General features: G+C 30.0%; 19 protein-coding genes and 1 tRNA gene. 6 read left to right on the top strand and 14 right to left on the bottom strand.

Going from position 1 to position 20,799, the window contains the following annotated elements; all coding sequences use genetic code 11:
* Positions 1 to 2: 2 nt before the first annotated feature.
* Both JEY78_RS11055 and rpsT read left to right on the top strand, forming a co-directional pair.
* Positions 3 to 74, top strand: a tRNA-Glu gene (locus JEY78_RS11055).
* Positions 75 to 99: 25 nt separating this feature from the next.
* Positions 100 to 351, top strand: coding sequence for a 30S ribosomal protein S20 (gene rpsT / locus JEY78_RS11050; RefSeq protein WP_291850999.1), 252 nt, complete (start codon positions 100 to 102; stop codon positions 349 to 351).
* Positions 352 to 431: 80 nt separating this feature from the next.
* On the opposite strand, the gene rodA is transcribed toward rpsT, so the two are convergent.
* The 7 genes from rodA to JEY78_RS11015 all read right to left on the bottom strand — a co-directional run bounded on the left by rodA (position 432) and on the right by JEY78_RS11015 (position 8,279).
* Positions 432 to 1,709 (bottom strand): rod shape-determining protein RodA, encoded by a 1,278-nt coding sequence (gene rodA, locus JEY78_RS11045; protein ID WP_291850997.1) that lies wholly within the window; start codon positions 1,707 to 1,709, stop codon positions 432 to 434.
* Positions 1,706 to 3,553: a penicillin-binding protein 2 gene (gene mrdA, locus JEY78_RS11040; RefSeq protein WP_291850995.1), complete on the bottom strand. Its 1,848-nt coding sequence runs from the start codon at positions 3,551 to 3,553 to the stop codon at positions 1,706 to 1,708. Before mrdA ends, rodA begins: the two co-directional genes overlap by 4 nt.
* Complete coding sequence (gene mreD / locus JEY78_RS11035) at positions 3,553 to 4,059, bottom strand: rod shape-determining protein MreD (RefSeq protein ID WP_291850993.1); 507 nt, start codon at positions 4,057 to 4,059, stop codon at positions 3,553 to 3,555. Before mreD ends, mrdA begins: the two co-directional genes overlap by 1 nt.
* On the bottom strand, positions 4,052 to 4,882 hold the full coding sequence (mreC, locus tag JEY78_RS11030) for a rod shape-determining protein MreC (protein WP_291850991.1): 831 nt from the start codon (positions 4,880 to 4,882) through the stop codon (positions 4,052 to 4,054). The genes mreD and mreC overlap by 8 nt, the downstream gene beginning before the upstream one ends.
* A 20-nt stretch (positions 4,883 to 4,902) precedes the next feature.
* The gene (locus JEY78_RS11025) at positions 4,903 to 5,931 is read right to left on the bottom strand and encodes a rod shape-determining protein (protein ID WP_291850989.1); all 1,029 of its coding nucleotides are present in this window, start codon (positions 5,929 to 5,931) and stop codon (positions 4,903 to 4,905) included.
* A gap of 52 nt (positions 5,932 to 5,983) precedes the next feature.
* Complete coding sequence (gene purH / locus JEY78_RS11020) at positions 5,984 to 7,510, bottom strand: bifunctional phosphoribosylaminoimidazolecarboxamide formyltransferase/IMP cyclohydrolase (RefSeq protein WP_291850987.1); 1,527 nt, start codon at positions 7,508 to 7,510, stop codon at positions 5,984 to 5,986.
* A 316-nt stretch (positions 7,511 to 7,826) separates the two neighbouring features.
* The gene (locus JEY78_RS11015) at positions 7,827 to 8,279 is read right to left on the bottom strand and encodes a GAF domain-containing protein (protein WP_291850985.1); all 453 of its coding nucleotides are present in this window, start codon (positions 8,277 to 8,279) and stop codon (positions 7,827 to 7,829) included.
* Positions 8,280 to 8,319: 40 nt separating this feature from the next.
* On the opposite strand from JEY78_RS11015, the gene xrtF reads away from it, so the two are divergent.
* The 3 genes from xrtF (at position 8,320) to JEY78_RS11000 (ending at position 9,864) form a co-directional block, all read left to right on the top strand.
* Positions 8,320 to 8,853, top strand: coding sequence for an exosortase family protein XrtF (gene xrtF, locus JEY78_RS11010; protein WP_291850983.1), 534 nt, complete (start codon positions 8,320 to 8,322; stop codon positions 8,851 to 8,853).
* A complete protein-coding gene (locus tag JEY78_RS11005) occupies positions 8,853 to 9,296 on the top strand; it encodes an exosortase F system-associated protein (RefSeq protein ID WP_291850981.1) in 444 nt (147 codons plus the stop codon). Before xrtF ends, JEY78_RS11005 begins: the two co-directional genes overlap by 1 nt.
* A 124-nt stretch (positions 9,297 to 9,420) precedes the next feature.
* Positions 9,421 to 9,864 (top strand): heavy metal-binding domain-containing protein, encoded by a 444-nt coding sequence (locus JEY78_RS11000; protein WP_291850979.1) that lies wholly within the window; start codon positions 9,421 to 9,423, stop codon positions 9,862 to 9,864.
* 72 nt (positions 9,865 to 9,936) lie between these two features.
* On the opposite strand, the gene obgE is transcribed toward JEY78_RS11000, so the two are convergent.
* The 3 genes from obgE to secDF form a co-directional block, all read right to left on the bottom strand.
* Positions 9,937 to 10,929 carry a GTPase ObgE gene (gene obgE / locus JEY78_RS10995; RefSeq protein WP_291850977.1) on the bottom strand — a complete coding sequence of 331 codons (993 nt, stop codon included), beginning with the start codon at positions 10,927 to 10,929 and terminating at the stop codon, positions 9,937 to 9,939.
* Positions 10,930 to 10,967: 38 nt separating this feature from the next.
* Complete coding sequence (locus JEY78_RS10990; RefSeq protein WP_291850975.1) at positions 10,968 to 12,083, bottom strand: adenylate kinase; 1,116 nt, start codon at positions 12,081 to 12,083, stop codon at positions 10,968 to 10,970.
* Between the two features lie 131 nt (positions 12,084 to 12,214).
* Positions 12,215 to 15,214 carry a protein translocase subunit SecDF gene (secDF, locus tag JEY78_RS10985; RefSeq protein ID WP_291850973.1) on the bottom strand — a complete coding sequence of 1,000 codons (3,000 nt, stop codon included), beginning with the start codon at positions 15,212 to 15,214 and terminating at the stop codon, positions 12,215 to 12,217.
* 169 nt (positions 15,215 to 15,383) lie between these two features.
* On the opposite strand from secDF, the gene JEY78_RS10980 reads away from it, so the two are divergent.
* Entirely contained in the window at positions 15,384 to 17,060 is a 1,677-nt protein-coding gene (locus JEY78_RS10980) for a formate--tetrahydrofolate ligase (protein WP_291850971.1), read from the top strand.
* Positions 17,061 to 17,103: 43 nt separating this feature from the next.
* Here JEY78_RS10980 and JEY78_RS10975 read toward each other — a convergent pair whose 3' ends face one another.
* The 4 genes from JEY78_RS10975 to JEY78_RS10960 form a co-directional block, all read right to left on the bottom strand.
* A complete protein-coding gene (locus JEY78_RS10975) occupies positions 17,104 to 17,943 on the bottom strand; it encodes a sulfurtransferase (RefSeq protein WP_291850969.1) in 840 nt (279 codons plus the stop codon).
* A gap of 27 nt (positions 17,944 to 17,970) precedes the next feature.
* Positions 17,971 to 18,399 carry a hypothetical protein gene (locus JEY78_RS10970; protein ID WP_291850967.1) on the bottom strand — a complete coding sequence of 143 codons (429 nt, stop codon included), beginning with the start codon at positions 18,397 to 18,399 and terminating at the stop codon, positions 17,971 to 17,973.
* 293 nt (positions 18,400 to 18,692) lie between these two features.
* Positions 18,693 to 19,613 (bottom strand): malate dehydrogenase, encoded by a 921-nt coding sequence (locus tag JEY78_RS10965; RefSeq protein ID WP_291850966.1) that lies wholly within the window; start codon positions 19,611 to 19,613, stop codon positions 18,693 to 18,695.
* A 130-nt stretch (positions 19,614 to 19,743) separates the two neighbouring features.
* The gene (locus JEY78_RS10960; protein WP_291850964.1) at positions 19,744 to 20,772 is read right to left on the bottom strand and encodes a DUF6588 family protein; all 1,029 of its coding nucleotides are present in this window, start codon (positions 20,770 to 20,772) and stop codon (positions 19,744 to 19,746) included.
* Positions 20,773 to 20,799: the final 27 nt, after the last annotated feature.

Below are 20,799 nucleotides of genomic sequence, written 5' to 3'. Positions count from 1 at the left end.
ATGGTCCGTTCGTCTAGGGGTTAGGACGCCAGGTTTTCATCCTGGTAACAGGGGTTCGATTCCCCTACGGACTACAAAAAAATTAATATAAAATTTATAATGGCAAATCATAAGTCAGCATTAAAAAGAATTAGAAGCAATCGCGCTAAGCAATTAAGAAATAAGTATCAGCATAAAACAACTCGTAATGCTGTTAGAGATTTACGTGCTGCGACAGAGAAGAAAGAGGCTGAAGAATTGTTTCCAAAAGTAATTGCTATGGTAGATAGATTAGCAAAGAAAAACATTATTCATAAGAATAAAGCAAGTAATTTAAAATCTAAATTAACTAAGCACGTAGCTGCTTTATAGTTTAGTTTTAAATATAAAATCTAAAGCATCCATTTTGGATGCTTTTTTTTGTTTTAAATTTAAATAGGAAATCTAAAGATTTACCACTCGTAAATTCTATTTGCATCTAGCTTAATAAATATAAATAGTAATACGGTAAATCCCCAAAGCGCAGATCCTCCATAGCTAAAAAAGGGTAGGGGTATTCCAATTGTAGGTAGTAAACCTAGTACCATTCCAATATTAATAGTGAAATGCGTGAAAAATATTGCAGCTATACTATAACCATAGACTCTACTAAATTTAGATTTTTGGCGCTCTGCAATTGTTATTATTCGTAAAATAAATAATACAAATAAGATGATAACTACTGAACTTCCTAAAAACCCCCATTCTTCACCAACAGTTGTAAAAATATAATCAGTTTGCTGTTCGGGCACAAAATCACCTTTAGTTCTTTCGCCTTCTAAAAACCCTTTTCCAAAAAATCCACCATTTGCAATTGTTGTCACAGATTGATTAGTGTTATAACCAATACTTTTAGTGTCGGCTGTTTTACCTAATAATATATTAAATCTGTCTCTGTGGCGTTGTTCAAAAACATGATTAAAAACTAAATCTATACTAAATATAAAAAGTGCAGACATTAAATAAATACCAATTATTTTTAGCCATCCTCTTCTAAAGGCTTTTTTTCTGTAAAAAGAAAAGTATAATAAAATAAAAAGGAATAGGCCTAAAGATGTAATTAACGTTATTAAATACCCGAATATGAGTGTGGTTATAAATAAAACCAATGCTACAATACCAACTGTTATAAAATAAAAAGGTAAACCTTCTCTGTTCAATACAAAAATAAAGGCTCCATAAACTAACGCTGAACCCGGATCTGGTTGTAATGTAATTAAAATGGCTGGAAAAAATAAAATGAGAATAGCTTGTATTTGAGTCTCAATTTTTTTTAGATTAAACATTTTTTCACTGACTAATTTTGCCATTGCAAGCGCAGTAGCTGCTTTAACAAACTCTGATGGCTGTAAGCTAAAAATACCAAAACCATACCACGAAGTGGCTCCATTAATATTTTTACCAAAAACAAAAAGCCCTAGGAGTGAGAAAAGTGAAACTACATAAATTATGGAAGCATATTTTTCATAAACTTTAGCATCAAACATTAAAATCAATATGATAAGTGGTATACTTAATGCTATCCAAATTAATTGTTTTCCATATTCTGAAGATAAGTTTATAATTTCGTATTGATCTTCGGCAACAGTTGCGGAATATATACTTAACCATCCTAAAAAAATTAGAATGAAATAGAATAGGACTAATAGCCAATCAATTCCTAAGAAAATATTATTTTTTTTACTTCTCAATGTTTGAGTTTTCCTTGTATTTGTTTGTTATACTCCTCTTGGATACTTCCATTAAACATCCTTTCTTCAACCAAAGGTCTATTTGTTTTACCGTTTAAATATTTTTCAATCATTAACGTTGCAATTGGTCCAGCCCAACGAGATCCCCAATAACCATTTTCAACAAAAACTGCAATTGCAATTTTAGGGTCGTCTTTTGGAGCGAAAGCTATAAATATGGAATGGTCTTGTCCGTGAGGATTTTCAGCAGTTCCGGTTTTTCCACAAATATCAATTCCTTCAACTTTAGACCAGTGCGCTGTACCTCTTGGGTTATCAACAACATTAAATAATCCTTCAATAACTGGTTCAAAGTATTTTTTATCAATTGTTGTATAATTTGGAATGGTAAATTTTTTATCTAAAGGAATTCCTTCAATATGTTTTGCAATATGAGGCGTGAAATAAAATCCTCTATTTGAAACTGTTGCTGTCATATTTGCTAATTGAATAGGAGTTGTTAAAACTTCACCTTGACCAATTGCGTTTGAAATGGTTGCAGTAGATCTCCATCTTCCATTTGGGTAAACTTTATTATAGTAATCTCCATCAGGAATATTACCTTTTTGTCCCACTGACAAATCATTATTTAAATAATTTCCTAAACCAAAACTTTCTACATGTTTGTTCCAAACATTCATTCCATCATATGGTTTTTTGTATTTCTCAATTACTTTTCTATATGCATTTGCAAAATAGCTGTTACAAGACCTATAAATAGCTGTATTTAATTCTATTGGATAGCCAGTTTCACAGTGGCAATTCATAATTGATTTTGCACCTGACCCATATCGATAGCCTCCAAAACATGTTGTTGTGGTATGTGGTGTAATTACATTTTCTTGCAATGCCACTAATGCGGAAATTACTTTGAATGGTGAGCCTGGAGGATATTGTGCTTGTAAACCTCTATCTAAAAGTGGACGACTGATACTATCTAAATATAATTTTGTGAAATTAGCGGATCGCTCTCTCCCAACCATTAAATTAGGATCATATGTAGGCATTGATATTAAGGCTAAAATTTCTCCAGAACTAGGTTCAATAGCTACAATTCCACCTCTTTTATTAGCCATTAAAGCTTCGCCATATTGCTGCAGCTTGCTGTCAATTGTTAAAGTTATATCTTTTCCGGGTACTGGCAAAGTATCAAAAGCGCCATTTTTAAATGAACCAATTTCTTTATTAAATCTATTTCTTTGAATAAATTTAACACCTTTTGTACCTCTTAAAATTTTTTCATACGTTTTTTCAATTCCGGCAGTTCCAATTAACTCTCCTATTTGATAGTAAGGATTTTTTGCAATTGAACCTTCATTAACTTCACTTATATAACCTAAAACATTTGGTGCAGATTTTACAGGATACTCTCTAATTGACCTTTTTTGAATATAAAAGCCTTTATATTTATACATTTTTTCTTGTAAAAATGCATAATCATTTTTTGAAAGTTGAGGTAAAAAAATTGAAGGTATCCTTGTAGAGTATTTTATGGCTTTTTCAGTTTTTTTTATTAAATCTTCTTTGCTGATTTTAAGCAAATCACAAAACTCTATAGTATCTAAATGTTTTACTTCATTAGGGATAATCATAATATCATAAGAAGCCTGATTTGCAACTAACAAAATTCCATTTCTATCATATATATAACCTCTTTCAGGATAATCATACACTACTTTTACGGCTGAATTATTTAAGGTTGGTATATTGTAAGAATTATCTAATATTTGTAAATAAAAAATACGTACAATATAAATTATACTTATAAATATAACGGAAAACGATAAAAGATTAAATCTTTTCATTACTTCTTTTTCGTAAATAAAATGATTCCTAAAACACTTAAAATTATAGTAAAAACTCCTGTTAATAGCGTGTTGTATAAAATGGAGGATATGGAATTAAAACTAAAATATTCTAAGCTAAAAATTATGAAATGATGAATAAATGTAAGTAAGGCAATAAAAGTAAAGGCTTTAATAAAGGCAATACTTCTTAAATTAAAAAGCAAATAATCAAAATCGGATTTACCTAATATAGTATTTAATACTGGAATTCTAATATAAGCAATAAATAGGGTAGCGGCTGCATGAATTCCTCCAGAATCTGAAAAGAAATCAATACTTAATCCTAATAAAAAACTTAATAAAAGCAACGTAGTTTTATTTTTTTTAATGGGATAAAGTAGCACCCAAACAATATATAATAACGGGTTAATAAAGCCAAATAAATTTATATGGTTTAACACTAAAACTTGTAAAAGTAATAGACCAATAAATCGGAGGGTATTATTTAAAGCTACGTTATTCATTGTTAGATTTTTCTTCTAATGCTTTTTGTTCTTCTTTTTGAAGATTTTTTATAATTTGTACTTGTCCAATTGAACTCATATCATTAAATAATTTCACATCTATTTGATGATATTGATGGTTTTTAATGATAATATTTTCAATGGTTCCAATACTAATTCCTTCAGGAAAAATAGCTGATTTTCCTCCAGTAATTATTGTGTCGCCTTTTTTTAATTTCGCTTGTCTAGGAAAATCAATAATTTGTACAAAAGCATAATCATCTCCATTCCAAATTAACGAACCAAAGTGACTACTATTTTTCAATCGTACATTTATTTTTGAATTACTATTTAAAATAGAAAGTACTGTAGCAAAATTTGAAGAAACATTTTTAACAACTCCAATAACTCCTTTACTATTTATAACTCCTAGTTCTGGAGAAATATTAGTATCACTTCCTTTGTTAATAGTTAAATAATTGTTTCTTTTTGAGTAATTATTATTAATAATTTTAGCAACTAAATACTCATATTTTTGAATGTTATATGTGGTGTCTAACACATTGTAAACACTGTCATTTGAGATGATTTGTACTCTATCTAGCTGATTTTTTAAACGAGCATTTTCTTCATTTAAAAGTTGATTTTCCGTTTTTAAATGAAAATATTCATTTATGGAACTCACTTTATTATATAAACCACCAGTAACAAAGTTAGCAGAATTTACAAACTTACTTTGATGGTAAGAATGGTGTTGAATGGTAAGGTAAAATGCTAAAATTTCTAACAGAATAAACAGCAGAAAGTATCTATATTTTCTGATAAAATAAATTAAATGCTGCATATTAGATGTTGGAAGTTATACTATTTCATTAATACATTTTTGAATTTTTCAAGATCTTTTAAGGCTATTCCTGTTCCTCTAACAACAGCTCTTAGTGGATCTTCTGCCACATACACAGGTAAGTCTGTTTTTCTAGATAAACGCTTGTCTAAACCTCTAAGCATTGAACCTCCTCCGGCTAAATATATTCCGGTATTATAAATATCAGCAGCTAATTCAGGTGGTGTTTTAGAAAGTGTTTCCATTACAGCATCTTCAATTCTTAAAATAGATTTATCTAAAGCTTTTGCAATTTCTCTAAATGAAACTTGAACTTGCTTAGGTTTTCCGCTTAGTAAATCTCTTCCTTGTACTAACATATCTTCTGGCGGAGTTTCTAAATCTTCAGTGGCTGCACCAATTTGAATTTTAATTTTTTCGGCAGTGCGCTCTCCAACATATAAGTTGTGTTGTGTTCGCATATAATAAGCAATATCTGCTGTAAACACATCACCCGCAACTTTTACAGATTTATCACACACAATACCTCCAAGGGCAATTACAGCAATTTCTGTAGTTCCACCACCAATATCAATAATCATATTTCCTTTTGGTTGCATAATATCAATACCAATACCTATTGCAGCAGCCATTGGCTCGTGAATAAGGTATATTTCTTTGGCGTTCATATGTTCTGCAGAATCTATAACTGCGCGTTTTTCAACTTCAGTAATTCCTGAAGGAATACAAATCACCATTCGTAATGAAGGTGTAAAAAAACGTTTTTTTATGTTTGGAATATTTTTGATAAATTCCTTTATCATTTGTTCCGAAGCTTCAAAGTCTGCAATTACACCATCTTTTAATGGTCTAATTGTTTTAATGTTCTCATGAGTTTTTCCTTGCATTAAACTGGCTTTTTTACCAACTGCAATAATTTTTCCGGTAGTTCTATCTCGTGCAACAATTGAAGGAGCATCTACAATTACTTTACCATCGTGAATAATTAGGGTATTTGCTGTACCTAAATCAATGGCAATGTCCTCTGTCATAAAGTCGAAAAAACCCATATATTTTACTTTTTTTTATATTTTAATTTGAAACGTAGCAAAGTTACTAAAATTAGTGTTTGAAATGACGAATGCCTGTAAATATCATGGACATTTCATTATTGTCACAATAATCTATAGATAACTGGTCTTTAATAGATCCTCCTGGTTGAATTACCGCATTTATTCCTGCATTTTTTGCGATTTCTACACAATCTGGAAAAGGGAAAAATGCATCACTTGCCATTACTGCGTTATTTAAGTCAAATTTAAAGTGTTTTGCTTTTGCAATTGATTGTTCTAAAGCATCAACTCTACTTGTTTGACCGGTACCGCTTGCAAAAAGTTGTTTGTTTTTTACTAAAACTATAGTGTTAGATTTTGTGTGTTTACAAATTTTTGAAGCAAAAAATAAATCGTTTAATTCTTCTTTTGAAGGTTCCTTTTTTGTTGCTGTACTAATAACGCTAGCATCATCTGTTTTGTTGTCTTTTTCTTGAAAAAGAACGCCATTTAATGCTGTTCTATATTGTACTTGTGGTAATTCAATCTCTTTTTGAATTAATATGATTCTATTTTTTTTGCTTTTTAATAACTTTAAAGCTTCAATTGTATAGCTTGGTGCAATTACAACTTCACAAAATAAACTGTTTATTTCTTGAGCAGTTTCTATATCAATAGTTTTATTAGAAATTAAAACACCTCCAAAAGCAGAAGTTGGGTCACCAGCCAAAGCATCTAAATATGCTTGTTTTAAAGAATTTCTTTGAGCCAATCCACAGGCATTGTTGTGTTTTAAAATGGCAAATGTAGGATCGTCATTTTTAAATTCACTCATTAAATTTAAGGCAGCATCAACATCTAATAAATTATTGTAAGAAAGTTCTTTTCCGTGTAATTTTTCAAATAATTCATCTAAATTTCCAAAGAAATATCCTTTTTGATGTGGGTTTTCACCATATCTTAAAATTGAAGAAGTATTATAACTTTCTCTAAAAGCAATTTCGTTTTTATTTAAATAATTAAAAATGGCAGTATCGTAATGGCTAGAAACAGCAAAGGATTTTGCAGCAAAGTTTTTACGATCTTCCAATGTTGTTGCACCATTTCCGTTTGTCATAATTTGTAAAAACTCATCATATTGGTTCATTGATGAAACACAAATTACATCTTTAAAATTTTTAGCGGCTGCTCTAATTAAAGAAATACCACCTATATCAATTTTTTCAATAATATCTTGTTCATCAGCACCACTTGCAACAGTTTTTTCAAAAGGATATAAATCAACAATAACAATATCCAATTCTGGAATTGAATATTCAACTAATTGGGCTAAATCTTGTTCGTTTTCACGTCTTGCTAAAATTCCACCAAATACTTTTGGGTGTAACGTTTTAACTCTACCACCTAATATAGAAGGATATGAGGTTAAATCTTCAACAGGGACTACTTTAATTCCTAGTTTTTTAATGAAATCTTCTGTTCCTCCAGTTGAATAAATAATAACGCCTAATTCATTAAGTTTTTGAACTATTGGTGCTAACCCGTCTTTATGAAATACTGAAATTAATGCTGATTTTGCCTTTTTAGTTATGCTCATGTTGTGTGTGGTTAATTAAGCCGCAAAGCTAATAATTATCAACAGTTTAAACAAAACAAAAGAATGCTAAATTTTTATTAATTCTTTTTAATTTTTAATTCGAAGTTATGAACCATTTCCGAATAATTAAGTTGCTTTTGGTTGTGGTCTTTTTTTGAAGATGAATTCTCCTTAAGAAGCTTTTTAGAAATGAATTCTTTTAATTTAGGGTATTTCTTTGGGGAAAATTTTAACATGTGTTATTTCAAAAATTAGTTTTCAATTTTGTTAAAATCAAAATCATAGCACATAATTTTAATGTAAAGATAAACATGTTTTAAATTATATGTGATATTTTAGTGCATATAAATTCTAAAAGAAGTTCATCATTTTTTGTAAATGGATTAACTGTGTGAGAATCTATGTCAATTTGTCCAATATTCTTTCCATTAACAAAAATTGGAATTACAATTTCACTTTTAACTTTCCATCCACACGAAATGTAATTTTCCTGAGCAGAAACATCTTGTACTACAAAATTTTCATTGCTAACAGCAACTTGTCCACAAATACCTTTTCCAAAAGGTATAATTGTGTGTTCTGTTGGTTCTCCAGCAAATTCCGCTAATTTTAATTCTTTTTTATCTCCATTTTTAAAGTAAAACCCAACCCAATCATAGTATGAAATTTCGCTTTTTAGTAAATTGCAAATTGCTTGTAGTTTAAAGGATTTTGTTTCATTGCTACTAATTATATTTGCAGCAGATTCTTTTAGTTGAGATAAATTCATATTAATTTGTAATTTTAGGCAAAATTAAAAATCTTTTCGAGTGCAAAATAATAAAATCGTTATATTTTTTTTAATTAAATTTTTTGGGACTTATGCCTTGTTGTTTTTATTGTACTCTTTTTTCTTAAGTAAAAATCAAAATACCATTGATGTTTTTGAGTGCGATTCAATTACAGAGCACGTTGCTAAAAAAAGTAATTTTGTTATTCGTATTTTAGGGTATAATTCAGAAATCATCCAAAGTACAAATGAGTTGTCTTATCAGGTAATTATTGATAATAAACCTATCGCCAGAGTTATTGAAGGATGTAATGCAATGAGCATTATTATTCTGTTTATTTCTTTTATTGTGGCTTTTTCAAAACGTTTTAAGCCTACTTTAGTGTTTATTTTAGTTGGAAGTTTGTTAATATATTTTATTAATATTTTTAGAATTGGTGTAATAACTATAGCATTATATAAGTTTCCTCAGCACCAATATTTATTACACGATATTCTTTTTCCTGCATTAATTTATGGCTTCACATTTTTATTATGGATACTTTGGGTTTCTAAATTTTCAAAACAATACTAATGAAGAAAGCTATTAAATACGGATTGTTACTTTTTTTAGTGTTATGTTTAGTTGCTGTAAGAGTTTTTATTGAACCGTTATTATATGATCCTTTAATTGAATTTTTTAAAAGTGACTATTTGCATAATGCAATTCCAGATTTGTATTTAGGATTGTATATTGCTAATCTTTCTGTTCGGTTTTTTATAAATTCCCTAATTTCGTTATTAATTATATTTGTTGTTTTTAATAATAAAAACACAGTCCTATTTTCTGGTATAGTGTATTTGTTCTCCTATTTATTCTTAATAATTTCTTTTTTTTTAATTGTAGAATATAAATTAATTGAAGGTTATTTGACCGTGTTTTATTTAAGACGTTTTTTAATTCATCCAATAATTTTATTGCTTTTAATTCCAGCTTATTATTATCAAGAATTAGTTTCTGAAAAAAGAAAACCCTAATAAGTTTTTATAAACAATAGAGGATCAGCTATATAGTATTTTGTTGTAACAAATTAATTATTGTTTTATTTTTAGTAATTTGCGGCGTAAAATAAATATCAATTTTAACGTTAATTAAACTTTTATGAAAAAAATTATTTTTGTAGTTGCTACCATTTTTTCTTTTGCTGTATTATTTACAGCTTGTAAAGAAACAAAGAAAGAAGAAGTGAAAGAAGAAGTTCAAATGGAAAGTCATGATGGTCATGACCATGATGCAATGGCTTCTAAAACATATCAATGTCCGATGGACTGTGAAAAGGGGAAAACCTATGATGCAGAAGGTTCTTGTCCAGTTTGTAAAATGGATTTAAAAGAACAATCCGCTGAAATGGAACATGCGGAAGGTTGTAAATGTAAAGAAGCTGGTGAATGCACTTGCCCAGATGGAAAATGTACTTGTCAAGAAAAACATGACATTGCTTGTTCAAAATGTGAACCAGGAAAATGTACTTGTAAAAAAGAAACAGCAAATTTAGAAAGTACAAATTCTAAATGTGGAGGAGGTTTATGTTCATGTAAAGCATAAAAGTGCTAATGAATTTATATAAAAAAGAGTCGTGATATTTCACGACTCTTTTTTATATTTAATACTATTGTTTTAAGAATTTAACATTTTCCATAAAGTGTCTTTCAACTCGGTTAAACCTTGTTGCGCAACAGATGAAATAAATAATGTTTCAATTCCTTTAGGAAATTCTTTTCTAATTTCATTTTTTAATTCGTCATCTAACATATCAGATTTTGAAATTGCCAATAATCTAGCTTTATCTAAAAGTTCTGGGTTATGTTGTTGAAGTTCGTTTAATAAAATATCATATTCTTTTTGAATATTTTCTGAATCTGCAGGAATTAAAAATAATAAGATTGAATTCCGCTCAATGTGGCGCAAAAATCTATGACCTAAACCTTTACCTTCGGCAGCACCTTCAATAATCCCAGGAATATCTGCCATTACAAATGTTTGAAAATCTCTATACTCAACAATCCCTAAGTTTGGCTTTAATGTTGTAAAAGCGTAATCAGCAATTTTAGGTTTAGCAGCTGTTAAAACAGAAAGCAAAGTTGATTTTCCAGCATTCGGAAATCCAACCAAACCAACATCTGCTAAAAGTTTTAATTCTAACTGAAACCAACCATCTAATGCATCAATTCCAGGTTGTGCATAACGTGGTGTTTGATTTGTTGAGGTTTTAAAATGCCAGTTACCTAAACCACCCATTCCACCTTCTAATAATATTTGTTCAGTGTTTTCAGTAGTTATTTCAAAGAGGATTTCTTGTGTTTCAGCATCACGTATTATGGTTCCTAAAGGCACATCTATATAAACATCATCACCGTCTTTTCCTGTACTTCTGGATGCACTTCCATCACCTCCGTGTTCGGCTTTAAAATGTTTCTTAAATTTTAAATGGTATAATGTCCAAAGGTTTTTATCAGCTCTAACAATTACGTGACCACCACGTCCACCATCTCCACCATCAGGACCGCCTTTAGCTACGTATTTTTCTCTATGTAAATGCGCAGAACCACGTCCTCCTTTACCAGAATTAGCGTGTATTTTAATATAATCTACAAAATTTCCCTCTACCATTATGTCTATTTTCTGCTTTTACAGTTTGTTTAACTATGTTATAATTTATCAAAAACTGTACTTAATCGTACAGTAATATCTTTTATTTCTCCAACGCCATTCACGCCAAAATATTTATTTTGTGAAGCGTAAAAACCTTTTAAAACAGCTGTTTTCGAGTTGTATTGATCAAAGCGATTTCTGATTTTACTTTCATCTTGGTCATCGCTTCTGCCACTTGTTTTTCCTCTTTCAAGCAATCTTTCAACTAATAAATCTTCAGGAACTTCTAAAGCAACCATTCCATTAATTGTTTGACCTTTTTCGGCCAAAAATTCATCTAATGCAATAGCTTGAGACTCTGTTCTTGGAAAACCATCAAAAATAAATCCATGTACACCTCCGTCTTTATTTACCTCATCTTTAAGCATGTTAATTGTAACTTCATCTGGAACTAAATTTCCGTTATCCATAAAAGATTTAGCTAAAATTCCTAATTCAGTTTCATTTTTAATATGAAATCTAAATACTTCCCCTGTTGAAATATGTTTTAGGTTGTATTTTTCTTTTAATAAATCTGCCTGAGTTCCTTTTCCTGCTCCTGGAGGGCCAAATAAAACAATGTTTTTCATAGTTGGTTTAGTAGTAAGTTGATAAATATCTGCCAAATTTCGTCCAAAACCGTTGTAATCTAATCCGTAACCTACTATAAATTTATCAGGAATTGAAATTCCAATATAATCTATAGGTAATTCTTTTTTAAATACATCTGGTTTAAAAAATAATGTGGCAATTTTAAGTTGCTTTAATTTTTTGTCTTTAAATATTTCAAATATTTCTTGAAGTGTATTTCCAGTATCAATAATATCTTCTAATATAACAACGGTTCTTCCTTCTAAATTCTCATTTACACCTACTAATTTTTTTATTTGTCCAGTAGAATTTGTTCCTTCATAAGAAGCTAATTTAACAAATGAGACTTCACAATTATAGTTATATTTTCTTACAAAATCAGCAACAAACATAAATGATCCGTTTAAAATTCCAATAAACAATGGCGTTTCATCTTTTAAGTCATTTGAAATATGAGCGACTAATGTATTGATTGATTCATCAATTTCTTTTGCTGATATATACGTTTTAAAATATTTGTCGTGTAGTTTAATTATGCTCATTTTTATGCTTTGTTACAAATGTAAGAATCAAATTAGAAAATTACTTTATAAATGAAGTTTCTTTGCTAATTTGAAATACAAAAACCGTTTTGACGTGTCAAAACGGTTTTTGAAATAAATTTCAATAGTTATTATTTTTTAGTTTTATCTAATTTTTTTACTGTATCATAAAGTATTGGTGATGCAATAAATAAAGATGAATAAGTACCAACTACGATACCAACAATTAACGCAAACATAAACCCTTTAATAGAATCTCCTCCAAATAAGAAGATTGCAATTAAAACTACTAAAGTTGTTAATGAAGTGTTTATTGTTCTACCTAAAGTGGTGCTTAATGCTTTGTCAATTACTGTTGAGAATTTCCAAGAAGTATGTGTTCCTGCAAATTCACGAATTCTATCAAATACAATCACCGTATCGTTAATAGAGTAACCTAGTACTGTTAATATGGCGGCAATAAATGATTGTCCAATTTCCATGTCAAAAGGTAATACTTTATAGAATAATGAGAAAATACCAATTACAATAATAACATCATGGAATAAAGCTGCTACTGCTCCTAAACTGTATTGCCATTTTCTAAAACGGAATAAAATATATAGGAATATTACTAACAACGAACCTAAAATTGCCCATCCTGCAGCTGTTTTAATATCATCTGCAATAGTTGGTTCTACTTTAATAGAACTCATAATTCCTACTTTTTTCTCACCATCATATCCAGGTTTAAATTCGTCTAAACTTACATCAGTAGAGATGTAAGATTTTAAACCAGTATACAATAAACCTTGCACTTCATCATCAATATGATTTCCTTCTTCCTCAATTTTATATTTAGTCGTAATTTTTAATTGTGTAGCTTCTCCGTAAGTTTTAACTTCTGGGGCATCACCAAATACATCTTTTAAAGTACTTGCAACATCAGAAGCAACAATTTGTTTATCAAATTTTACAACATATGATCTCCCTCCAACAAAATCTACACCGTAATTTAAACCGTTAGAAATTAATGAACCTAAACTTATAATGATTAGGGCTCCAGAAATAATATATGCAATTTTACGTTTTTTAAGGAATTCAACATCAATATTTGTAAACCAGTTTTTAGTAATACTTGTATTGAAGGTAAATAATTTTCCTTTTCCAGCATACCAGTCAATTAATAATCGTGTTATAAAAATTGCTGAAAATAATGAGGTAACAATACCAACCATTAATGTGTAAGCAAATCCTTTTACAGGTCCTGTTCCAAATACATATAAAATTACACCTGTTAACATAGATGTTACGTTGGCGTCTAAAATAGCTGAGAATGCACCTTTATAACTAAATCCATATTCTATAGAAGCTTTTAAACCTTTTCCACTATTTAATTCTTCTTTTATTCTTTCAAAAATAATAACGTTTGCATCAACTGACATACCAATTGTTAAAATGATACCTGCAATACCTGGTAAAGTTAAAACAGCTCCAAATGCAGTTAATATACCGAAGATAAATAATAAGTTAGTTGCTAACGCAATATTTGCGAATCCACCTGCTTTTCCATAATAGAAAATCATCCAAGCCAAAACAATTAATAAAGCCAATCCAAATGATAGCATACTACTATCAATAGCTTGCTGACCTAAAGATGGCCCAACAACTTCTGATTGAATAATGTGTGCTGCAGCAGGTAATTTACCAGCTTTTAATACGTTTGCAATATCTTGTGCTTCAACAACAGTCATACTTCCACCAGAAATAGAAGTTCTACCATTTGTAATTGCTGTATTTACAGAAGGAGCAGTATATACATAATCATCTAAAACAACAGCTACAAATTTACCAACATTCTCTGTTGTCATTTTAGCCCATTGTTTTGTTCCAGTAGCATTCATTGTCATACTTACTTCAGGCTTTCCTGATTGTCCGTATTCCTGGCTGGCATCATCAATTACATCTCCTTCAATTGGCGCAACATCTTCTCTGTTTGATTTAATTCCATATAAATAAATTAATTCAACACTTTCATTAGTTGCTGCAACTGTTGAAGTGAAAGGTTTTGCATCCCATAAGAATTTAGCATATTTCATTTCGTTAGATAACATTGCTCTAACATCTTTCATTGCTAAATATTTATTTACCATAGCTGTATCTGCTACTTTTGCAGTAGCAATTACAGATGAAATTTGATTTTCTGATTGAGGAACACTTGGTGTTAAAACTGTAAATAAGTTATTAACTTGTTTGTTTGCAATTGAGTCGGATACTTCACCCAATAAATCATTTAAATCATCTTTTACAGAAGTAGTATCAATTGTAGTTTCTTCTTTTTCTGCTTTTAAATGATTTTCTATAACTGTATTTGCTGCAAAAAAGAAGTTTGCAGTTTCTTGGTTAGAGTAAACTTCCCAAAATTGTAATTCAGCAGTACTTTGTAATAATTTTTTTACACGGTCAATATCTTTCGCTCCAGGTAGTTCAATTAAAATACGTCCAGAGTTACCAATACGTTGAATATTTGGTTGTGTAACCCCAAATTTATCAATTCTGCTTCGTAATACTTCAAAAGCGGTACTAATAGATCCTGAGATTTCATCAGCAATTATTGGTTTAACTTCCGCATCTGTTAATTTAAAATTAATTTTATCTCTTAAAGATTTGTTTCCAAAAATACTTGGATCGCTTAATTTTACTTTACCAGCGCTTAATTTTTCAAATTCATTAAAAAATAAATCTAAAAAAGTTTTATCACTATTTTTTTGAGCTTCAGTGGCTTTTGCGATAGCTTCATTAAAAACAGGATTTTTAGAGTCGTTAGATAAACCAATTAAGATATCTTTTACAGATACTTGTAAAATGGCATTAATACCACCTTTAAGGTCTAATCCTAAATTTAACTCTTTGTCTTTAATGTCGTTGTAGCTAAACTGAGCAAAACCTAAATCAATAACAGGTTTATTTGCAACTGAGTCTAAATAAACTCTTTCTAAATTTGCTATTTCCCTCCCGTCATCAGATTTTGATTCAGCATAAATTTTTGCTTTATCTTCAACACCATTTGTAAACCAAGTAAATGATAATTGGTATATACTTACTAATCCGAAAAGAATTGCGAATAGTTTTATAAGTCCTTTGTTCTGCATTTTATTTAATTTAATATAAGAATCATTTGTAATAAACGTGCAAATATATAATTTCAAATAAGAACTAACAATTCTTTTTACGCTTTTATAAGTATAAATTAGCACATTGATATAAATCACTTATTCAGATTGTGAATTTTATATATTTGTATATCAAAAAACACCGTAAATGAAGGTTTTATCAGATATTGAAATTGCTCAGAATAAAAAATTGGTTCATATTAAAGAAATTGCCGGCAAATTAGGTATAAAAGAAGATGACTTAGAAATGTATGGCAAGTACAAAGCTAAATTGCCTTTAACACTTATTGATGAAGATAAAATTAAAACGAATAATTTAATTTTAGTAACTGCTATGACTCCAACACCTGCAGGTGAAGGTAAAACTACTGTGTCTATAGGTTTAACGGAAGGATTAAATAAAATTGGTAAACAGGCCATTGTAGTTTTAAGAGAACCTTCTTTAGGTCCTGTTTTTGGAATTAAAGGTGGCGCAGCTGGAGGTGGATATTCTCAAGTTGTTCCTATGGAAGATATTAATTTGCATTTTACAGGTGATTTTAATGCTGTTGAAAAAGCAAATAATTTGTTAGCTGCATTAATAGATAATAATTTACAAAGCTCTTGTTGCAATTTAAATATTGATTCAAGAACAATTTTATGGAAGCGTGTTATTGACATGAACGATAGGTCGTTGCGCAAAATAACTATTGGTTTGGGTGGTGTTGCAAATGGAATTCCTCGTGAAGATGGATTTAATATTACGCCGGCATCTGAAGTGATGGCAATTCTTTGTATGGCTACGGATTTTGAAGATTTAAAGGACAGGTTAGGCGCTATTTTAATTGGATTTACTTTTGATAAAAAGCCAGTTTTTGCTCGAGATTTAAAAGCAGAAAATGCAATGGCAATTTTATTAAAAGATGCTATTCAACCTAATTTAGTGCAAACCTTAGAAGAAAATCCTGCAATTATACATGGTGGACCTTTTGCAAATATTGCGCAAGGTACAAATACAATTATTGCTACTAAAATGGGGTTGTCCTTATCTAATTATGTAGTTACAGAGGCTGGTTTTGGTGCAGATTTAGGTGCTGAAAAGTTTTTAAATATTAAATGCGCAGCGGCAAATTTAAATCCAAAAGCTGTAGTTTTAGTAGCTACAATTAAGGCTTTACGCCATCATGGAGGTGCAAAGTCTGATGAAATTAATACTCCAAATTTAGGAAACGTTAAAGCTGGTTTTTGTAATTTAGAAAAACATATTGAGAATATTAGAAAATTTAATATAGCGCCTGTTGTGGCCATAAATACTTTTGTAAATGATTCTTATGAAGAAATTAATTTTGTAATTAATCATTGTAAATTATTAGGTGTGCAGGCTGTAGTTTCTGAAAATTGGGCAAAAGGAGGTGATGGAACAAAAGATTTGGCACACGCAGTGGTTAAAGTTGTAGAATCTAATAAATCGCATTTTGAGCCTTTGTATAAATGGGATATGCCAGTTAAAGAAAAAATTGAAATTATAGCGAAAGAAATTTATGGCGCGGATGGTGTTGATTTTGATAAACAAGCAAAATTAAATTTAAAAAGAATTGACAGGTTAGGTTTTAATGATTTTGCTATTTGTATGGCTAAAACTCAAAAATCTTTTTCAGATAATGAATTTTTAATTGGAAGGCCTAAAAACTTTGTGGTTACTGTTCGTGAAATTGAAATTGCTGCAGGAGCGCAATTTATTATTCCAATATTAGGGCAAATGATGCGTATGCCTGGGTTACCAAGCAATCCTGCGTCTGAAGGTATGAATATTGATAAAAATGGAGTGATTTCTGGGTTGTCTTAATTTTTGTTAGGTATAAAAACTTTAAAGCCAATAGAAACCAACATTAGTTAGTTTTTATTGGTTTATTATTTCTGCTCCATTCACTCCAAGAACCAACATATAATATTGGAATTTTTAAACCGGCATAATCAAAAGCTAAAAGCGAATGGCAAGCTGTAACTCCAGATCCGCAATGTACAATAATGTGGTTGTTTTTAAATTTTGAATACTTGTCCTTTAATTCTGAGGGTGATAAAAACAATCCGTTTTTATTTAAATTCTCTGAAAAAGGAATATTTAGTGCTGTTGGAATATGCCCTGCAACCAAATCTATAGGCTCATGCTCTCCATTGTATCTTGTTGTTTCTCTAACATCAATAATTGTGGCAGATTTAAGTTTAACCACTTTTTCAATGTCATTTAAATTAATGGTTGGAAGTTTCCAATTATCAATAATATATGGTGTATTTTTTTTTGCTGTTACTTTTTTTGAATTTATAGGGAAGTTTAATTTTTCAGCTTCTTGTATTCCACCATTTAATACTTGTACTTTTTTATGATCAATGGCTTTTAACATCCACCAGAAACGTGCCGCAGCATTTGCGCCATTTTTATCATCATAAATTATAACGTGACTTTCTGGTGAAATTCCTAAAGTGGTTAATGTGTTTGAAAATTGTTCTAATGTAGGCAAGGGATGTCTGCCACCATCAGCTAGGTTTTCTTTTATAGCTGCTAATTGGGAGTTTAAATCAACAAAAAGTGCACCATCCAAATGTTTAGCTTCATAATTTTTTTTTGCGTTTATTCCGTTGCTAGCATCAATTAGTATGGGGTTATTAACTTTGTGAAGTTCAACTAATTCTGTAACATTTATAATAGGTGAAATGTGATGTTTTATCATTTACTTCAGAGTATAGGTTATAATATTTTATTGTAATTTTCCATTTATATAAGTTTGAATATTCTTGAGGGTCCCATTTTTAAAAAAAGTTTTAAAAACACCGTTTTTATCACCGTTTTTATCATAGTTTCCCGAAAGTTCAATTTTTCCATTTTTAAAATAAGTGGTAGATTCTCCTATACTTGCCCCAGTATCTGGATTAAATGTTCTGGTTACTTTTAATTCACCAGTTTCATAAAATTCTTTTGAAAAATTAGTTTCCCAATTAATTATGTAACCTAGCGCACCACTTTCTAAATAATAGTTCCATTCACCTATAGGAAAACCATTTTTATCAATTGCACCAGCTTCTTTTATATTTCCTTTTGCGTAATTATAGTATTTTTCAATTTTTTCTTGAGCATTTATAGTATTAATGCTTAAAAAGGTTATAAATATAAGGAGTGCTTTTTTCATAATTTACTAAATTTTAAAATTGATGGTTGAAGTAAACGCCACATTTAGCCCTTTATATAAACGTTGAATAGCTTAATGATAACGTATGGAGGTAAATATAATTAATTTTTATAAACAAAAGATTGATGACTGCTGAAAGTTAACTGGAAATAAAGATAGCTAAATTTTAGAATGAGAATATGAAATTTACCTAATATACATGTCCGTTGTAAAAAATATTTTGATTCTAAAAATTAAAAACTCCTCAAATACAAAGTATCTGAGGAGTTTTTTTTATTTGAAACTATTGAAATTTACAATAAATCGTTTACTGCTCTAACTCCATCAGCACTTTCTGCTAATTTCGCTTTTTCAGCATCAGTTAAATCAATTTCAACAATTTTTTCAATTCCGTTTTTACCAATAATACAAGGCACACCAATTGAAATGTCTTTTAAGCCATATTCACCTTCTAATAAAGCTGAACAAGGGAACATTTTTTTAGTATCACAAGCAATAGCTTGAACCATTGAAGAAACTGCTGCACCTGGTGCATACCAAGCACTTGTTCCTAATAATTTAGTTAAAGTAGCTCCACCAACTTTAGTAGCTTCAGCAACTTCTGCTAATTTTTCTTCTGATAAAAATTCAGAAACAGAAACGCTATTTCTAACAGCTAAACGTGTTAAAGGTAGCATTCCAGTATCACTGTGACCAGCAATTACCATTCCATCAACATCAGATTGAGGACAACCTAAAGCTTCTGCCAATCTAAATTTAAAACGAGCGCTATCTAAAGCTCCACCCATACCAATAATTCTGTTTTTTGGTAATCCTGTAGATTTATGAGCTAAATAAGCCATAGTATCCATTGGGTTACTTACAACAATGATAATTACGTTTGGAGAATATTGAACTAAACTTGCAGATACAGCTTTTACAATACCAGCGTTAATTCCAATTAATTCTTCACGTGTCATTCCTGGTTTTCTAGGAATACCACTTGTAATTACTGCAACATCACTTCCTGCAGTTTTAGAGTAATCATTTGTTACACCAGTAATTTGGGTGTCAAAGCCCATTAATGAGGCTGTTTGCATTAAGTCCATTGCTTTTCCTTCAGCAAATCCTTCTTTAATATCAATTAAAACAACTTCTGAAGCGAAATCTTTAATAGCTATGTACTCAGCGCAACTTGCACCAACAGCACCAGCTCCTACTACTGTTACTTTCATATTTTTATTTGTTATGTTTATAATTTATTTTGATGTAAAAATAGCAAAATTTAACTAAAATATAGGCTTATTCAGCTTGAATCTACGAAATCGTTTGTAGTTATTATTCAAAAAATTAAATGGGTTTTAACTATCTAAAACTAAAAGCTATACCAGCAGTTATAGTGTTGTATTCTTGCAAGGTGTAATCTGCAAATAATTTGAAAAAGCCTAAACTAATTCTTGTGCCTAAAGTTGTTTTCAAAGCTTTGGTATCAAAATTTAAATTTATAGGATCAGTCACTGTAACTTCGGCTGTATCATTTGGCGCGGGATAGCCAGTATTGTATTCTAAATTATAAGTTCCTTTCATTTTAAATTTTGAAGATCCTCCGCTATAGCCAATTCCTCCATAAAAATTGATAATTGGAAAATTAATGGATGCAATTGCTTGAACAGAATATGCGTTTAAATTAAAAGTTGCTTCTTGATTAACTCCTTGGATAGAACTATCATTTTGTAAATCATAATTAACATCCATTGTTGTGTATGTCCCTAATAAAGAAACGTGTAGGGGTAGTTTATCTATAGGTCCAAATAAACTTGTAATTTCTTTTTTAACTCCAACTCCTAATAAGTTTCCTTTTACATCATTTGATCCAACACTAGGAACGCCTCTAAGCATAATATCAAAATTGTGGGGTAATCCTAAAGTTAATTGAACCGATGGAGCAGGCATTGCATTTAAAGGTAAATCATCTTTTACTCCGCCTGGCATTGTGTAATTTGCAGTAACATTTTGTCCATTAATTGTTGTAGAAACCTTCACAGGTGCTTCTAAAGAATTTGGTCCTGCAACAGTTGCTCCTGTTAAAGAAGTAGAGGTTGTATTTGATGATAATCCTAAATCAGAAAAATTAAAAATTTCCTCTGATGATGGAATTACGGATGCATTCAATCCAATACTAATATCAAAACCCAATGTTTGATGAGTTTTTGCGGTATGGTACCAGCCTCCATTCATACTATAAATTAATCCTTTCATAGAAGGATTAATATATGCTTCGGTTAATTTATTTGCGTCGCTTACTCCAGAAAGTAAGATTGCCTCCATTCCATCTTGTGCTTTTATAGTTAAGTTGATTGAAATGGTTAGAAAAACAAGAATAATTTTTTTCATAATTTAGGGGGTTTTATTTAAGTAAAT

Origin of the sequence: Lutibacter sp. (genome assembly GCF_016342705.1) — a bacterium.
GTDB lineage: Bacteria > Bacteroidota > Bacteroidia > Flavobacteriales > Flavobacteriaceae > Lutibacter.
Note: the sequence above shows the minus strand (reverse complement) of the source record. Positions and strands in the feature narration are given on the sequence as shown.